The organism is Tabrizicola sp. T46 (assembly GCF_057219895.1).
Map to the genome: position 1 here is coordinate 313,412 of NZ_JBXVVV010000001.1, position 15,350 is coordinate 328,761.

General features: G+C 65.8%; 17 protein-coding genes. 12 read left to right on the forward strand and 5 right to left on the reverse strand.

The genetic code is table 11. The annotated features are described in order from the left end of the window. Positions 1-7: 7 nt before the first annotated feature. From AC2D9V_RS01620 to AC2D9V_RS01650, 7 genes are all read left to right on the forward strand, one after another. The gene (locus AC2D9V_RS01620) at positions 8-586 is read left to right on the forward strand and encodes an HdeD family acid-resistance protein (RefSeq protein WP_484712288.1); all 579 of its coding nucleotides are present in this window, start codon (positions 8-10) and stop codon (positions 584-586) included. A gap of 150 nt (positions 587-736) precedes the next feature. Next, on the forward strand, positions 737-1,738 hold the full coding sequence (locus AC2D9V_RS01625; RefSeq protein ID WP_484712289.1) for an efflux RND transporter periplasmic adaptor subunit: 1,002 nt from the start codon (positions 737-739) through the stop codon (positions 1,736-1,738). Continuing rightward, positions 1,731-4,946 (forward strand): efflux RND transporter permease subunit, encoded by a 3,216-nt coding sequence (locus tag AC2D9V_RS01630; RefSeq protein WP_484712290.1) that lies wholly within the window; start codon positions 1,731-1,733, stop codon positions 4,944-4,946. The genes AC2D9V_RS01625 and AC2D9V_RS01630 overlap by 8 nt, the downstream gene beginning before the upstream one ends. A gap of 18 nt (positions 4,947-4,964) precedes the next feature. Next, a complete protein-coding gene (locus AC2D9V_RS01635; RefSeq protein ID WP_484712291.1) occupies positions 4,965-6,251 on the forward strand; it encodes an NAD(P)/FAD-dependent oxidoreductase in 1,287 nt (428 codons plus the stop codon). Positions 6,252-6,255: 4 nt separating this feature from the next. Continuing rightward, complete coding sequence (locus AC2D9V_RS01640; RefSeq protein WP_484712292.1) at positions 6,256-6,459, forward strand: YgaP family membrane protein; 204 nt, start codon at positions 6,256-6,258, stop codon at positions 6,457-6,459. Between the two features lie 12 nt (positions 6,460-6,471). Next, complete coding sequence (locus AC2D9V_RS01645; protein ID WP_484712293.1) at positions 6,472-6,786, forward strand: ArsR/SmtB family transcription factor; 315 nt, start codon at positions 6,472-6,474, stop codon at positions 6,784-6,786. Positions 6,787-6,881: 95 nt separating this feature from the next. Beyond that, the gene (locus AC2D9V_RS01650; RefSeq protein ID WP_484712294.1) at positions 6,882-7,190 is read left to right on the forward strand and encodes a hypothetical protein; all 309 of its coding nucleotides are present in this window, start codon (positions 6,882-6,884) and stop codon (positions 7,188-7,190) included. Between the two features lie 124 nt (positions 7,191-7,314). Here AC2D9V_RS01650 and AC2D9V_RS01655 read toward each other — a convergent pair whose 3' ends face one another. After that, positions 7,315-8,064 (reverse strand): sulfite exporter TauE/SafE family protein, encoded by a 750-nt coding sequence (locus tag AC2D9V_RS01655; RefSeq protein WP_484712295.1) that lies wholly within the window; start codon positions 8,062-8,064, stop codon positions 7,315-7,317. Between the two features lie 154 nt (positions 8,065-8,218). Here AC2D9V_RS01655 and mdh point away from each other — a divergent pair, with 154 nt between their 5' ends. After that, a complete protein-coding gene (gene mdh, locus AC2D9V_RS01660) occupies positions 8,219-9,181 on the forward strand; it encodes a malate dehydrogenase (RefSeq protein ID WP_484712296.1) in 963 nt (320 codons plus the stop codon). 51 nt (positions 9,182-9,232) lie between these two features. On the opposite strand, the gene AC2D9V_RS01665 is transcribed toward mdh, so the two are convergent. After that, positions 9,233-9,952 (reverse strand): Crp/Fnr family transcriptional regulator, encoded by a 720-nt coding sequence (locus tag AC2D9V_RS01665; RefSeq protein ID WP_484712297.1) that lies wholly within the window; start codon positions 9,950-9,952, stop codon positions 9,233-9,235. Between the two features lie 101 nt (positions 9,953-10,053). On the opposite strand from AC2D9V_RS01665, the gene AC2D9V_RS01670 reads away from it, so the two are divergent. The 4 genes from AC2D9V_RS01670 to AC2D9V_RS01685 all read left to right on the forward strand — a co-directional run bounded on the left by AC2D9V_RS01670 (position 10,054) and on the right by AC2D9V_RS01685 (position 13,617). Next, complete coding sequence (locus tag AC2D9V_RS01670; RefSeq protein WP_484712298.1) at positions 10,054-11,118, forward strand: linear amide C-N hydrolase; 1,065 nt, start codon at positions 10,054-10,056, stop codon at positions 11,116-11,118. A gap of 132 nt (positions 11,119-11,250) precedes the next feature. Beyond that, positions 11,251-11,949: a DUF484 family protein gene (locus AC2D9V_RS01675; protein ID WP_484712299.1), complete on the forward strand. Its 699-nt coding sequence runs from the start codon at positions 11,251-11,253 to the stop codon at positions 11,947-11,949. Further along, positions 11,946-12,869 carry a tyrosine recombinase XerC gene (locus tag AC2D9V_RS01680; protein ID WP_484713389.1) on the forward strand — a complete coding sequence of 308 codons (924 nt, stop codon included), beginning with the start codon at positions 11,946-11,948 and terminating at the stop codon, positions 12,867-12,869. Before AC2D9V_RS01675 ends, AC2D9V_RS01680 begins: the two co-directional genes overlap by 4 nt. A 43-nt stretch (positions 12,870-12,912) precedes the next feature. Beyond that, complete coding sequence (locus tag AC2D9V_RS01685) at positions 12,913-13,617, forward strand: CDP-alcohol phosphatidyltransferase family protein (protein WP_484712300.1); 705 nt, start codon at positions 12,913-12,915, stop codon at positions 13,615-13,617. An 83-nt stretch (positions 13,618-13,700) separates the two neighbouring features. Here the strand turns inward: AC2D9V_RS01685 and AC2D9V_RS01690 are convergent, their stop codons facing one another. From AC2D9V_RS01690 to AC2D9V_RS01700, 3 genes are all read right to left on the reverse strand, one after another. Then, on the reverse strand, positions 13,701-14,537 hold the full coding sequence (locus tag AC2D9V_RS01690) for an EamA family transporter (RefSeq protein WP_484712301.1): 837 nt from the start codon (positions 14,535-14,537) through the stop codon (positions 13,701-13,703). Positions 14,538-14,670: 133 nt separating this feature from the next. Beyond that, entirely contained in the window at positions 14,671-14,898 is a 228-nt protein-coding gene (locus AC2D9V_RS01695) for a DUF3253 domain-containing protein (RefSeq protein WP_484712302.1), read from the reverse strand. Next, entirely contained in the window at positions 14,895-15,350 is a 456-nt protein-coding gene (locus tag AC2D9V_RS01700) for a methylated-DNA--[protein]-cysteine S-methyltransferase (RefSeq protein ID WP_484712303.1), read from the reverse strand. The genes AC2D9V_RS01695 and AC2D9V_RS01700 overlap by 4 nt, the downstream gene beginning before the upstream one ends.

Genomic DNA, 15,350 nt, shown 5'->3' on the forward strand with positions numbered 1-15,350 from the left:
AACCACAATGTCCAACATCGATCTTGCCTCTGCCGCCGCGATCTACAACCAGGCCATGCGCGAGGCCGTGGGCCGCCACCGGATGCTCTACCTTGTCCAGGCTGTGCTGATGGTCGTCGGCGGGGCCGTGGCCATCCTGTTTCCGGTCTTCGCCTCGGCCGCCTTCGTGCGGTTCCTGGGCTGGATCCTGATCGCGAGCGGGATCATCCAGGGCCTCAGCCTGCTGAGCGCGCGGAACCATCCTTCGTTCTGGCTGGCGCTGATCTCTTCCGGGCTGGCGGTGGTGGTGGGCTACCTGATGCTGCGCAACACGGTCGAGACGATGCTGGTGATCTCGATCCTGCTGATCGTGTTCTTCATGGTCGAGGGCATCGCGAAGATCGTCTTCGCGCTGACGATCCGGCCGATGGCGGGCTGGTTCTGGGTTCTGGCGAGCGGGGTGCTGGCGATCGTGCTGGCGGTGATCCTGTGGAACAGCATGCCGGTGACGGCGGGCTGGCTGATCGGGCTTCTCTTGGGCGTGAACCTGATCACCGAGGGGATGGCGCTGGCGGGGCTGGTCTGGACCTCGAAGAAGACAGCCTGACCCAAAACCTTCACTGCGTGAAGGGCCCCCCGGGAAACCGGGGGGCCTTTTGCTTTTCACCCCGCCACCCTCGTGCGGCGGATTGGCTCTTGTATATTACAGCTTTATAGCTTTATATATGTTTTCCTGTTTAACGGAGCCTTGAGTCGCATGCGTCGCCTACTTCCCGCCCTCGTGACCGCCAGCCTTGGCCTGGCCCTTCCCGTCGGATCAGAGCCCGTGACGGTCACCCCTGCCCCGGTCACCGAATGGAAAGCGGTCTATGGCACGGTCGAGGCGAAGGACCGCATCCCCGCGCGGGCGCGGCTGGGGGGCACCCTGGTGGAGTTGCTGGTAGCCGAGGGTGACATGGTCACCGCCGGACAGGACCTGGCGCGGATCACCGATGACAAGCTTGATCTGCAACTGCAGGCGCTGTCTGCCCGGCGCGAGGCGCTGACGGCGCAGCTTGCCAGCGCCGAGGCCGATCTGGCGCGCGGCGAGGACCTTCTGACCAACGGTGTCATCACCGCCCAGAGGATCGAGGCGTTGCGGACCGGGGTCGACGTGCTGAAAGGCCAGATCGCCTCCCTGGATGCCGAGGCAGGCGTGATCCGTCAGCAAGGGAAGGAAGGCGTCGTCCTGGCCCCGGTGGCAGGCCGCGTCCTGGATGTGCCGGTCACCAAAGGGGCCGTGGTGATGCCGGGTGAGGTGGTTGCGGTCATCGGCGGTGGCGGGACCTTCCTGCGGATCGCGGTGCCGGAACGCCACGCCGCTGCGCTGGACGAAGGCGACACCATCCGCATTGCCGGATCGGACGGCGATCGCGAAGGGCGCCTTGCCCGGGTCTACCCGCTGATCGAGGGCGGGCGCGTGGTGGCGGATGTCGAGATCGAGGGCCTGCCTGACCGCCATGTCGGGGCCCGGATGCTGGTCAGCCTGCCGGTGGGCGAGCGCCAGGCGCTTCTGGTTCCGGCGGACAGCATCGTGACCCGCGCCGGCCTTGACTTCGTTGGCGTGCGGACCGGCGAGGGCGTGGCCCTGCGCAGCATCGTGCCGGGCGCGTCACACCTGCAGGACGGCACCGCGATGGTCGAAGTCCTGACCGGCCTGAATGCCGGCGATGTCGTCCTGCCCGCCGCCGAACTTGGGGCCGAGGCGAGCCATGACTGACCGCAAGCACCCGCTTGGCCTTGCCGGGGGCCTGACCAAGGCCTTCATCAACTCGGCCCTTACACCCCTTTTCATCCTCGCAGCCCTTGCTGCGGGCCTTGTCGCGCTGGTCAGCCTGCCGCGCGAAGAAGAGCCGCAGATCTCGGTCCCTCTGGTTGACATCCATGTGCAGGCGCAGGGCCTGAAGGCCGAAGACGCTGTGAAGCTGGTGACCGAACCCCTGGAGGTCATCGTCAAGGGCATCAACAACGTCGAGCATGTCTATTCCTCGACCCGCGACGATGCCGCGATGGTCACCGCGCGCTTCGAGGTGGGGACGCGGGCCGAGGATGCGATCCTGCGGGTGCATGACAAGGTGCGCGCGAACCTTGACCGTATCCCGGTGGGTATTCCGGAACCACTGATCGTAGGCCGGGGTATCGACGACGTGGCGATCCTGACGCTGACGCTGTCCTCGGACACACTGGACGCCAACGACCTGACCCGCATCGCCCGGACCTTGCAGACCGAGGTCGCGAAGACCGACGACGTCGGCCTGACCTACCTTGTCGGCGACGCGCAGGACGCGATCCGGATCGCGCCTGATCCGGACCGCCTGGCGCTTTATGGTGTGACGCTGCAACAGCTGGCCGGCAAGGTCGCGCAGGCCAACCGCACGCTGAACACCGGAAAGCTGCGCGATCAGGGCCAGATGGTGGACCTTGTGGCGGGCGAGACGCTGACCGCGCCCGCCGAAGTGGCGAACCTGCTGATCACCACGCGCGACGGGCGGCCGGTCTATGTCGCCGACGTGGCGCAGGTCTCTTATGTTCCGAACACCCGCCAGACCATCGTCGCAAGCCTGACGCGGGGAGAGGATGGGCGCACCGTAGGCGGCCCTGCGGTCACGCTGGCCATTGCCAAGCGCGCCGGGGCCAACGCGGTTGTCGTGGCCGAAGAGGTGCTGCACCGCGTCCACGCGCTGGAGGCAAAGCTGATCCCCGACGGGGTGACGCTGACGGTGACCCGGGACTATGGCGAGACGGCGAACGAGAAGGCGAACGAGCTTCTCTTCCACCTTGGCCTCGCCACCGTCTCGATCGTCCTCCTCGTCCTTTTCGCCATCGGCTGGCGCGAGTCGGTCGTCGTGGCCATCGTGATCCCGGTGACGATCCTGCTGACGCTCTTTGCCGCCTGGGTGATGGGCTACACGCTGAACCGGGTCTCGCTGTTCGCACTGATCTTCTCGATCGGGATTCTGGTCGACGATGCCATTGTGGTGATCGAGAACATCGACCGCCACTGGGGCATGGACCGCCGGAAACCCCGGATCCAGGCCGCGATCGAGGCGGTGGCCGAGGTTGGGAACCCCACCATCGTGGCCACGCTGACCGTGGTGGCGGCCCTTCTGCCGATGCTGTTCGTGAGCGGGCTGATGGGGCCCTACATGTCGCCGATCCCGGCCAATGCCAGCGCGGCGATGATCTTTTCCTTCTTCGTCGCGGTCATCATCACGCCCTGGCTGATGGTCAAGATCGCGGGCCGGGCCGACATGCACGAACACGCGCATGACGACATCCACGGCGGCCATCATGGCGGCTGGCTGGGCCGGACCTATACGGCCGCCGCGCGGCCGATCCTGAAGACCCGCGCCCGCAGCCTGGGCTTTCTTCTGGTGACGGCGGCGCTGTCCTTCGGGTCGCTGGCAGCACTTTACACCAAGGACGTGACGGTCAAGCTTCTGCCCTTCGACAACAAGTCCGAGCTTTCGGTCGTCATCGACCTGCCGGAAGGCGCATCCGTCGAGGCGACGGACCGCGTGGCGCGCGATGTGGCCGACGTGGCCCTTGGCCTGCCCGAGGTGACCAGCGTCCAGACCCATGCCGGCACGCCCGCGCCCTTCAACTTCAACGGCCTCGTGCGCCACTACTATCTGCGGTCCGAGCCGCAGCTGGGCGAGGTGGCGGTCAACCTGACGCCCAAGACCGACCGCGACCGGGCAAGCCATGACATCGCGCTGGACCTGCGCGAACGGCTGAAGGCGCTGAACGTGCCGGAAGGGACAAGCCTGAAGGTCGTGGAACCCCCGCCCGGGCCGCCGGTGATCGCCACCCTTCTGGCCGAGGTCTACGGGCCGGATGCCGAGACCCGGCGCGAGGTGGCCCGGCTGATCCGCGAGGCCTTCGAGGCGGTGCCCTTCATCGTCGACGTGGATGACAGCTTTGGACAGGAAGCTCGGCGGCTGCGGGCGACGATCTCGACCGACGATCTCGAGTTCTACGCGGTGCAGGAGCAGGACGTGTTTGACACGCTGGCCCTTCTGAACGGCGGACAGACCGTGGGCTATTCGCACCGGGGCGAGGGGCGTTTGCCGATCCCGTTGGTGGTGGAACGCGACAAAGCCGACCGGGTGATGGACGAACGCTTCCTGACGACGCCCATTCCGGCGAACGCGCTTCCCGGCGCGCGGGGGGTGGTGGAACTGGGCGACGTGGTCCGGGTAAGCGAGGAGACCTCGAGTTTCCCGATCTTCCGCCGCAACGGCCGCGACGCCGAGATGGTCTCGGCCGAGCTTGCCGGCGATTTCGAGGCGCCCCTCTACGGGATGCTGGCCGTGGCCGAGCGGATCGAGGCGATGGACTGGCCCGAAGGGATGAAGCCCGAGATCGCGCTGCATGGGCAACCCGAGGACGAGGGGAAGGTCACCCTTCTCTGGGACGGCGAGTGGGAAGTGACCTTCATCACCTTCCGCGACATGGGGGCGGCATTCGGGATCGCACTTCTGGGTATCTACATCCTGGTCGTGGCGCAGTTCGGGTCATTCAAGCTGCCGCTGGTGATCCTGACGCCGATCCCACTGACCTTCCTGGGGATCATGTTCGGGCATTGGCTGTTCGGGGCGCCGTTCAGCGCGACCTCGATGATCGGCTTCATCGCGCTTGCGGGGATCATCGTACGCAACTCGATCCTGCTCGTCGACTTCATCCGCCACGGGCAGGGGCCGGTGACGGTGGACCTCCTGATCGAGGCCGGGGCGATCCGGTTCAAGCCGATCCTCCTGACTGCCATCGCCGCCATGATCGGCGCGGTGGTCATCCTGGCCGACCCGATCTTCCAGGGCCTCGCGATTTCCCTGCTGTTCGGTCTGCTCACGTCGACCCTGCTGACCGTCCTTGTCATCCCGGCGATCTACCGCGTCTTCCGCACCGGGGCGGAACCCACAGCCTGATCAGAAGAGGAGACTGAAATGGCGCATGTCGTCGTACTCGGGGCCGGACTTGGCGGCGCCATCATGGCCTACGAATTGAAGGACCAGTTGCGTCCCGAAGACAAGGTGACCGTCGTCACCAAGGACCCGAAGTATCACTTCGTGCCCTCGAACCCCTGGATCGCCGTCGGCTGGAGGGACCGTGAGGACATCACGGTGGACCTTGCGCCGACAATGGCGAAGAAGAAGATCGGCTTCATCCCGGTCGCGGCCGAGCGCCTGCACCCGGCGGAAAACCGGATCGAACTCGTCGACGGGCAGTCGGTCAGCTATGACTACCTGGTCATCGCCACGGGGCCGGAGCTGGCCTTCGACGAGATCGAGGGGCTGGGGCCGCATGGCGGGTTCACCCAGTCGATCTGCCATATCGACCATGCCGAAGCGGCGAAAGGGGTATTCGAAAAGCTGGTCGCGAACCCCGGGCCGGTGATCATCGGGGCCGCGCAGGGGGCGAGCTGCTTTGGCCCGGCCTATGAGTTCCTGTTCATCCTCGAAACCGCCCTCCGTCGCGCCAAGGTGCGCGACCGGGTGCCGATGACCTTCGTCACGCCCGAACCCTATATCGGCCACCTTGGCCTGGACGGGGTCGGCGACACCAAGGGGCTTCTCGAAAGCCAGATGCGCGACAAGCATATCAAGTGGATGACCTCGACCCGCATCAAGAAGGTGGAAGATGGCCACATGTTCGTCGAGGAAATCGCCGACGATGGGTCCGTGAAGGCGGAAAGGGACCTGCCCTTCGCCTTTTCGATGATGCTGCCCGCCTTCCGCGGCATCAAACCGGTCGCCGGTATCGAGGGACTGAGCAATCCACGCGGCTTCACCATCGTCGACAAGCACCAGCAAAGCCCGAAATACCCCAATATCTTCGCGGTCGGCGTCTGCGTGGCGATCCCGCCCATGGGGCCGACGCCCGTTCCCTGCGGGGTGCCGAAGACCGGCTTCATGATCGAAAGCATGGTCACCGCCACCGCCCACAACATCGGCAACCTTGTCCGCGGAAAAGCGCCGGACCAGATCGGCACCTGGAACGCGGTCTGCCTTGCCGACTTCGGCGACGGGGGCATCGCCTTTGTCGCCCAACCCCAGATCCCGCCACGGAACGTCAACTGGTCGTCCAGCGGCAAATGGGTCCACCTCGCGAAAGCCGGGTTCGAGAAATACTTCATCCGCAAGCTGCGGAAGGGAACGTCCGAGCCCTTCTACGAAAGCCTCGCACTCAAGGTGCTGGGCATCGACAAACTCAAGGAAACCACGAAAGGTTGAAGAAATGTCACTTGATGCAGCAGTTCTGCGGTTCGCCGGGGCCATGGTCCTTCTCAGCGTCGTGCTGACGGCCTATGTATCCCCCTTGTTCGTCTGGTTCACCGTCTTCATCGGCCTGAACCTGATCCAGTCGTCCTTCACCGGCGTCTGCCCGGCGGCGATGGTGTTCCGGGCGATGGGCGTGAAGAAGGGCTGTGCCTTCGAATAGGATGGAAAAGACATGGCAGAGATCCTGCAGGGATTCGGAGGAACGATGGAACAGGCCGCGCGTGCCGTGGCGCTGTTGAAATCCTTGTCGCATGAGGGGCGGCTGCAAATCCTGTGCCTGCTCGTGGACGGCGAGAAGAACGTCACGCAACTGGCCGAGGGGCTGGGAACGAGCCCCGTCAACGTCTCGCAGCAGCTGATGCGTCTGCGCGCCGAAGGGATCGTCGCGACCCGCCGCGAAGGCAAGAGCGTGATCTACCGGCTTGCCCGGAGCGAGGTTGACGCGATCGTCACGGCCGTGCGCGACACCTTCTGCCCGAAACACTAGGTCTGGCGCGCGGCAGTTCCGCGCGCACCATTAACAGCATCAAAGCCTGTTCCCGGCAGCCTTTCCGTGGTTCCCACGCATGGAAAGGCCACCGCATGCATCGTTCGCTTTTCGCTCTTTCGCTTGGCTTCGGCGGGGTGATCCTTGCCACCCAGATCGCGCATGCGAACCCGCAATGCGACAGCCGCGAGATCGTCACCGCCCTTCTTGCAGACCGCTACGGCGAAACCCGCCGCGCCCTTGGCCTTGCCGGTGAGGCCGCGGTGATGGAGCTTTTTGCTTCGGACGCAACCGGCACCTGGACGATCACCATGACCTTGCCGGATGGTCGCATGTGCCTGATGGCCTCTGGTGCAGGCTATGAGGCGGTGACTGAAGAGCTTCCAGCAGGAAGCCGGATCTGACCGGGGAAGCTCATACCTCCCCTGCGGTCGGTCTTCGCTGACCGTCCCGCGAAGACCGACCGGAGGGAGCGATGAGGCCTTCCGGGGTAAGCGCGCCAGAAAAGCAGGTCCCGCAGGTTCCGGGTCAGGCGAGGCCGCGCGCCCCGTCCCAGATCAGCTTGAGCGAGATCACCAGAAGCGCCCAGGTCACCAGCTGGAAAAAGAGCTTCTCGGGCAGCCAGCGAACCAGCCGCACCCCGGCAAAGACCGCCAGCGCCGCCGGGATCGCAAGGACCGCTGCCACCTTCAGGTTGCCCAGGTTCAACTGCCCTAGTGCGTAGTAGGGCACTAGCTTCACCGCGTTGATGACGGCAAAGGCGATGGTCGAGGTCCCGGCGAAGACCGCCTTCTGCATCCCCAATGGCAGCGTGTAGACCTGATAGGGCGGCGCGCCCGCGTGGCTGACGAAACTGGTGAACCCCGTGATCGCCCCCCAGAAGAGGCCCGGTGCCACGCGTGGCTCTTGCGGTTCAGCGACCACGGGCTTCCGCAGGATCAGGTTCGCAGCGAAGACCACCCCTATCAGGCCCACAAGCAGCGTCACCGCCGCCTCGGGCACCACCGTCGCCGTGGCCCAGCCGACGCCGATCCCGACCACCGCGCCGGGCAGAAGAATGGCCAGCACCCGCCGGTCGAAGGCATGGCGATAGGCGTAAAGCCCGAAAACGTCTGACACCACATAAACCGGCAACAACAGCCCCGCCGCCATCACCGGATTTATGACCAGCGCCATCACTGGCACTCCAAGCATGCCGACGACCGGAACACCGCCCTTTCCCATCCCCACCAGCCCCGCCGCAACCAGCGCCGCGACCCAGAACCAGACATCTGCCATCCCGTCCTCCAGACCGTTACCGCTACCGCGCTTCGCGGCCCCCCGAAAGCGGCAAAATTCCGCATACAATTGTATACTGAAATGCATTCCGGTGCTGGACAGACTCGCCCGAAGCCGCTACCCCAAGCGCGAAATCACCTTCGGAGGAAGTCCCATGGCCCGACCCAAGATCGCCCTCATCGGTGCCGGCCAGATCGGCGGCACGCTCGCCCATCTGATCGCGCTGAAGGAACTCGGCGACGTGATCCTGTTCGACATCGCCGAGGGAACGCCCCAGGGGAAGTCGCTGGATATCGCGCAGTCCGGCCCGGTCGAAGGCTTCGACGCGTCGCTCACCGGCACCAACAGCTATGCCGATCTTGAAGGGGCCGATGTCTGCATCGTCACCGCCGGTGTGCCCCGGAAACCGGGGATGAGCCGCGATGACCTTCTGGGGATCAACCTCAAGGTGATGAAGGCGGTCGGCGAAGGCATCAAGGCCCATGCCCCGAACGCCTTCGTGATCTGCATCACCAACCCCTTGGACGCGATGGTCTGGGCGCTGCGCGAATTCTCGGGCCTGCCGCACCACAAGGTCGTCGGCATGGCCGGCGTCCTCGACTCGGCCCGCTTCCGCCACTTCCTGTCGGTCGAATTCAACGTCTCGATGAAGGACGTAACCGCCTTCGTGCTTGGCGGCCACGGCGACACGATGGTGCCCTCGGTCCGTTATTCCACCGTCGGTGGCATCCCGCTGCCCGACCTCGTGGCGATGGGCTGGACCACGCAGGAAAAGCTTGACGCCATCGTCCAGCGCACCCGCGACGGCGGGGCCGAGATCGTGGGTCTTCTGAAGACCGGCTCGGCCTTCTACGCCCCCGCCGCATCGGCGGTGGAAATGGCCGAGGCCTACCTCAAGGACCAGAAGCGCCTTCTGCCCTGCGCCGCCCATGTGAAGGGCCAGTACGGGCTTGACGGCATCTATGTCGGCGTCCCGGTCATCATCGGCGCGGGCGGGGTGGAGCGTGTGGTCGAGGTGAAACTCGACGCCGCCGAGAAGGCCATGCTGGAGAAGTCGATCGACGCCGTGAAAGGCCTCGTCGCCGCCTGCAAGGGCATCGACCCCTCTCTCGCCTGACCGCGAAAGCCCAGGAATTTTCGACGAAGATTCCTGGGCCGCCCTTACGCCCTATCCTTCATCTCCGTAGGCGAACCCGGCCAGCCCTTCGGGGTCCAGAAGCCGGATCCTGTTGTAGCCGCAGGCGATCCAGCCCGCCGCCTCGAATTCCGCGAGCTTTCGCCCGACATGGTGGCGCGACAGGTTTGCCATTTCCCCCAGTTGCTGGTGCGTCAGCCGGAACCCTTCTGGCTCCTCCGCCGTGACCTCTCCGGCCCCCATGACCCGGTAGAGGACCGAGGCCAGCCTGCGCCCTGCATCCGGGGTCAGAAGATCGCGCGCGATCCAGGACCCAAGCCGGTTGCCGATCTCGGCCAGTTGACCGACCCGCACCGCCGTCTCGGGACCGGCCTGCATCAGGGGGACCATCCGCGTCCGGGCGATGAACAGAAGCCTCGACGGCTCAAGCGCACGATAGCTTAGCTCGCGCGGGCCGCCGTGCAGCACGGCCTTGATCCCGAACCACTCGCCCCGGCGGAACACATGACCCAGAAGCGGCGTCTGCCGCCGGTGCCCCCCTTCCACCCCGATTGCACCCGAGACGATGCCATAGAGTCCGTTCGACTCGTCATCCCGGCGATACACGTAGGTGCCGGCCTCCACGTCGAACGGCACCCCTTCGCCGAGCATGAGCGACTGGAAGGCCGCGGGATGTTCGGACAGCCAGCCACGGGCCGCGAAGACGGCCTGCAGATCGGTGGGAGGAGGGCGGCGCTGCTTTGGTTGGCTCATGCGCCCCTGATACACCAAAACGCCCCGGAAATGGTGCTTCCCGCAACATTCGGCCCGCCGGGTAAGCCAGAATGTGCACGACCACCAAACGGAGGATGCCCATGAAACGGACCCTTGCCCTTGGCACAAGCGCTGCCCTCGCCCTGGCTTTAACCGCCGGCTCCGTCGCGGAGGCTTGTTCGCGCGCGGTCTACTTCGGCCTTGAAGGCCAGACCGTCACCGGCCGGACGATGGACTGGTTCATCTCGGACATGGACACCAACATGTGGCTTTACCCGCGCGGGCTAACGCGGGAGTCGAACACCAAGACCCCGATGTCCTGGACCTCCAAATACGGCAGCGTCGTCACCACGATCTACGAAGGGGCCGCTGCCGACGGGATGAACGAGGCCGGGCTGGTCGCGAACCTTCTGTACCTGCCGCAGTCCGTCTATCCACCCGAAACCGCCGGGGACACGCGCCCGACCCTGCCGAACTCGGCCTGGGTGCAATATGTCCTCGACAACTACGCCACCGTGGCCGAGGCGGTCGAGGACCTGCGGAAAGAGGAATTCCGCATCGTCGCCATCCAGGCCCCGACCGGAGAGCCCGGGACCGTGCACCTCTCGATCTCGGACGCCTCGGGCGATTCCGCGATCTTCGAATATCTCGACGGCAAGCTTTCCATCCATCATGGACGCGAATACCAGGTGATGACCAACGCCCCGCCCTTCTCGGAACAGATCGCGCTCAATGCCTACTGGAAATCCATCGGCGGGTCGCTGATGCTGCCCGGCACCAACCGCGCCGCCGACCGCTTTGTCCGCGCCTCCTACTACATCAACGAGGCGACGCAGACCGCCGACCCGCGCCGCGCGGTGGCCACCGTCTTCAGCGTGATGCGGAACGTCTCTGTGCCGATCGGGGTGAAGCTGCCCGGCCAGCCCAACATCGCCGACACGCTGTGGCTGACGGTCGCCGACCAGAAGAACAAGGTCTACTACTACCAGGACACCAACAGCCCCAGCATCATCTGGGCGAACTTTGCCAAGCTCGACTTCAGCGAAGGTTCCGGGCCCCGCCGGCTGACGATGGACGGCAACCCCGACCTTGCCGGCGATCAGACCGCGAACTTTCAGCCGATGGAACTGTTCAAGTTCATGTCCCCCGACGTGCCGCACGAGTAAGGTGCGTCAGCTCGCCCTGTTGCATTGGCGCACCGGCACGTTGGCATCGGGGCGAAATCTGTCGCCAAGTGCATGAGCATTGTCCTATAGTGGCAGGAAATCGCGACCAAAAACTGTGGGACGAGTGCTTTCATGATCGAACCAGAACTGCGTGAGCTGATCCTGGCCAAGCCGGAACGGCTTCTGGAAGACCGCGACGTCATGAACGCCCTTGTGGCTGCGAACGAACGCGCGATGGGGGCGAACATCGTCGATTTGCGCGGCATCGCGATGCAGCGGCTTGAGAACCGGCTGGACCGGCTGGAGGATACCCACCGCTCGGTCATCGCCGCAGCCTATGAGAACCTTGCCGGGACGAACCAGGTCCACCGCGCAATCCTGCAGCTTCTGGACCCCACGAGCTTCGAGGAGTTCCTGATACTCCTTGGCAGCGACGTGGCCCGGACCCTGCGGGTCGACGTGGTGCGGCTGGTTCTGGAGACGGTGCAGGCGGACGGCGAGAACGATCCCGCCGTCCGCCGCCTGGGCGATGTGCTTCAGGTCGGGCCGAGGGGCATGGTCACCAGCTACATGACCAATGGCCGCAGCGTTGCCTCGCGCCCCGTCGTCCTGCGCGCGACCACTGCCCTCGCTGCCACAGTCTACGGCTCGCGGGCCGGGGACATCCGGTCTGAAGCGGTGATGCGGCTTGATTTCGGCAAGGGCCGGATGCCGGCCATGCTCGTCTTCGGCTCGGAAGATCCGCACATGTTCAAGTCGCTGCACGGCACCGACCTTCTGGCCTTCTTCGCCGGGGTCTTCGAGCGGATGATGCGGCGGTGGCTGGCCTGAACCCCTTCCTTGCGCCCGCCCTTGGCGCGGCGCTGCGCGAGTGGCTTTCCCAGCTGGCCGCCTTGCAGGGCGCCGCCCCGAATACGGTCGAGGCCTACCGCCGCGATGTGGCGGGCTACCTTGGCTTTCTGGCCCGCCACCATGGCGAGACCGGGGGCCTGGCGCAGGTTGCGGCCGCCTCGCAATCCGACCTTCGCGCCTGGATGGCAAGCGAACGCGCGCGCGGGCTTTCGGCCCGGTCGCTGGCACGGGCGCTGTCGGCCGTCAAGGGTTTCACTGCCTGGGCCGCCGACCGCAGCGGGGCGGATGCGACCACGGTCCTGGCGACCCGGGGTCCCAAGGTCCGCCGCAAGCTGCCCCGCCCCCTTGATGAAGTCGGCGCCGCCGCCATCCTGAGCGGGATCGGCGAGGATGCGCGGGAAGACTGGATCGCCGCCCGTGACACGGCGATCCTGACGCTCCTCTACGGCCTTGGTCTTCGCATTTCCGAGGCGCTGTCGCTGACCGGGGCCGACCATCCCCTGCCCCCAACCCTGCGGATCACCGGAAAGGGCGGCAAGACGCGGCTGGTCCCGGTCATCCCGGTCGCGGCGCAGACCGTCGCGGCCTATGTCGCACTTTGCCCGCATGACCTGCGTCCGGCAGAACCCCTGTTCCGGGGGGTGCGCGGCGGGCCGGTCAACCCGCGGCTGATCCAGGCGGCGATGGAACGCGCCCGCCTTCGGCTGGGACTTCCGGCGACCGCAACACCCCATGCCTTGCGGCACAGCTTTGCCACCCACCTGCTTTCGGCGGGTGGAGACCTTCGCGCGATCCAGGAACTTCTCGGTCACGCCTCGCTTTCGACGACGCAGGCCTATACCGCAGTCGACCCGGCCCGCCTGCTGGAGGTCTACGAAAAAGCCCACCCCCGGGCCTGACCTACCTGTTGCGCCCCGCCCCGTAATCCGCCATCAAGGCCCGATGAGCCCCAGACTACAGGCCCTTTCCGTCCACCTCCTCACCGCCACCGGCGCGGTGCTGGCGATGTTTGCCATGCTTGCCGCCGTGCAGGAGAAGTGGAGCCTGATGTTCCTCTGGCTGGTCGTGGCCCTGATCGTCGACGGGATCGACGGACCGCTGGCCCGGAAATACGAGGTCGACAAGAACTGGCCCACCTATGACGGGGTCCTGATGGACCTGATCGTCGACTACCTGACCTATGTCTTTATCCCGGCCTTCGCGCTTTTCCAGTCCGGCCTTCTGCCCGGCTGGACCGGTTGGTTCGCGATCATCGTGATCTGCTATGGCTCGGTCATCTATTTCGCCGACACGCGGATGAAGACAAAGGACAAGAGCTTTGCCGGCTTTCCCGCCTGCTGGAACATGGTGGTGCTGGTCCTCTTCGCGACGAAGCCGGGCGAGATGGTGATCCTTTTTGTGGTGACCCTTCTGACCATCACCATGTTCACCAACCTCAAGTTCATCCATCCGACCCGCACCCAGCGCTGGAACACCCTGTCGCTGGCGGTCTGCGTCGCCTGGATCGTGCTTGCGGCCTGGGCGGCATGGTGGGACTTCAACGAAGGTCCGGTGGCGAAGTGGCTTCTGGTCCTCGCCTCGCTGTACCTCTGCCTTGCCGGGATCGTGCAGCAGATGGTCCCAGAAGGCATCCGCCGGGTGCGCTGAGGTGCCGCTCGTCGACGTCTTCGACAGGCGTCGCTGGCAATACCCGCGAGGAGAAGACGCAGTCGCACGACGAGCCCGCCCGGTCAAAGCCGCATCAGCATCACGCCTGCGACGATCACCAGCGCCGCCACCACCTTGTCACGCCCCATCTTCTCGCCAAAGACCAGCCAGCCGATCAGCACGGCAAACAGGATCGAGGTCTCGCGCAGTGCCGCCACCACCGCGATGGGTGCCAGAGTCATCGCCCAGATCGATACTGCATATGCCCCGTAGCTTGCGACCGAGGCGACCGACCCCATCCGCCAGGCATGCCAGTTCCGCGGGATCACGTCCCGGCCCTTCAGGGCGAGCATCCCGAGGGTAAAGAACGTCCCATCGGCCACAAATACCCAGGCGACATAGGCGGCCGGCGAGCCAGAGACCCGCGCCCCCATCCCGTCGATCAGCGTATAAGTCGCAGTCGCGAGCGCGCTGCCCAGCGCAAAGGGCAGAAGCTTCCGGTCCTCGCCGCTGGTGAAGACCCCCCGTGCCATCAGCAGGATGCCTGCCGCCAGCACCACGATTGCCACGTATTCCTGCGCGCTGACGGCATCAGCCAGGAACACCGCGCCGACCAGTGCCACCACCATCGGCGCCCCGCCCCGGGCAATCGGGTAGACGCGGGAAAGGTCGCCCCGGTCATAGGCATAGGTCAGGAAGAACTTGTAGGCGAAATGGGTGCAGCCCGCCGCGATCACCCAGGGGATCGCCGCAGGGTCGATGGCAGGCGTCAGCAGCACCACGGCCAGCCCGATCGGCACCTCGACGATCGACAGGATCACCATCCCGCCGACCTTCGACGTCCCCAGCTTGATCAGCGCGTTCCACAGCGCATGCAGGAAGGCAGCGCCCAGGACTGCCAGGAAAACGCCAAGTGTCAAAGCGCACCTGTCATGAAACCGTTACAGACTGGCTAGGCCTTTGCACGCAGGCCTGCAAGCCGGGCGATAGGTCCAGCCTTCTTGTTTCGATAGGATCAGCGCGGGTCGCCACCGGGGCGGATGCCAAGCGAACTCATCTCAGCCGCAGCCGGATCGGCCCCCGTGCGGTCACCGGGTCCACCTCCACCGCGCCTTGTGTTGCCATCATCTCCGGCATCGCGGCCGCCACCGCCCGCACTTCGGGCATCAAGGGCCGCCAGTCGTCCGCAAGCACCTTCGCGACCTCTGACGGGCAGAGCGACTTCCCCCGCCCGCGCCGCAGGGCAAGATCTAGGATCGCAGCCCGGATGCGGTCGCTCACAACAGCAGCGCCCCTTCGTGGCGCAGAAGTGCCGCCTTGGTCTCCACCCCGCCCGGCGCGGAAAAGCCACCGAACCAGTCGGTGCCGGTAACCCGGTGGCACGGGATCAGGATCGGCAGCGGGTTGGCACCGCAGGCTTGCCCGACCGCCTGCGCCGGTGCGCCGACCGCCTTTGCGATCTGGCCGTAGGTCCGCGTCTCGCCAAAGGGGATCGCCGCCATTGCCCGGCGGACGTCGCCGTTCAGCCCCTCACCCCAGTCAAAGGGCAGGTCAAAGCGTGTGAGCCGCCGCTCGAAATAGGCCTTGAGCTGCGTCGCCGCCTCGGTCAGCAGCGGGGACGTCTCACCGCGGTCTTCGCGCCACTCCAGCCGCACCAGCCTGCCCTGATCCTCGACCAGCGTCACGGGCCCGAAGGGCGTCGTGACGCTCAGTCTGTGCAGGGTGAGGTCCAC

Coding starts and splice junctions, on each gene's coding strand:
- AC2D9V_RS01620 (WP_484712288.1), top strand. CDS start 8: ATGTCCAACATCGATCTTGCCTCTGCCGCCGCGATCTACAACCAGGCC.
- AC2D9V_RS01625 (WP_484712289.1), top strand. CDS start 737: ATGCGTCGCCTACTTCCCGCCCTCGTGACCGCCAGCCTTGGCCTGGCC.
- AC2D9V_RS01630 (WP_484712290.1), top strand. CDS start 1,731: ATGACTGACCGCAAGCACCCGCTTGGCCTTGCCGGGGGCCTGACCAAG.
- AC2D9V_RS01635 (WP_484712291.1), top strand. CDS start 4,965: ATGGCGCATGTCGTCGTACTCGGGGCCGGACTTGGCGGCGCCATCATG.
- AC2D9V_RS01640 (WP_484712292.1), top strand. CDS start 6,256: ATGTCACTTGATGCAGCAGTTCTGCGGTTCGCCGGGGCCATGGTCCTT.
- AC2D9V_RS01645 (WP_484712293.1), top strand. CDS start 6,472: ATGGCAGAGATCCTGCAGGGATTCGGAGGAACGATGGAACAGGCCGCG.
- AC2D9V_RS01650 (WP_484712294.1), top strand. CDS start 6,882: ATGCATCGTTCGCTTTTCGCTCTTTCGCTTGGCTTCGGCGGGGTGATC.
- AC2D9V_RS01655 (WP_484712295.1), bottom strand. CDS start 8,064: ATGGCAGATGTCTGGTTCTGGGTCGCGGCGCTGGTTGCGGCGGGGCTG.
- mdh (WP_484712296.1), top strand. CDS start 8,219: ATGGCCCGACCCAAGATCGCCCTCATCGGTGCCGGCCAGATCGGCGGC.
- AC2D9V_RS01665 (WP_484712297.1), bottom strand. CDS start 9,952: ATGAGCCAACCAAAGCAGCGCCGCCCTCCTCCCACCGATCTGCAGGCC.
- AC2D9V_RS01670 (WP_484712298.1), top strand. CDS start 10,054: ATGAAACGGACCCTTGCCCTTGGCACAAGCGCTGCCCTCGCCCTGGCT.
- AC2D9V_RS01675 (WP_484712299.1), top strand. CDS start 11,251: ATGATCGAACCAGAACTGCGTGAGCTGATCCTGGCCAAGCCGGAACGG.
- AC2D9V_RS01685 (WP_484712300.1), top strand. CDS start 12,913: ATGAGCCCCAGACTACAGGCCCTTTCCGTCCACCTCCTCACCGCCACC.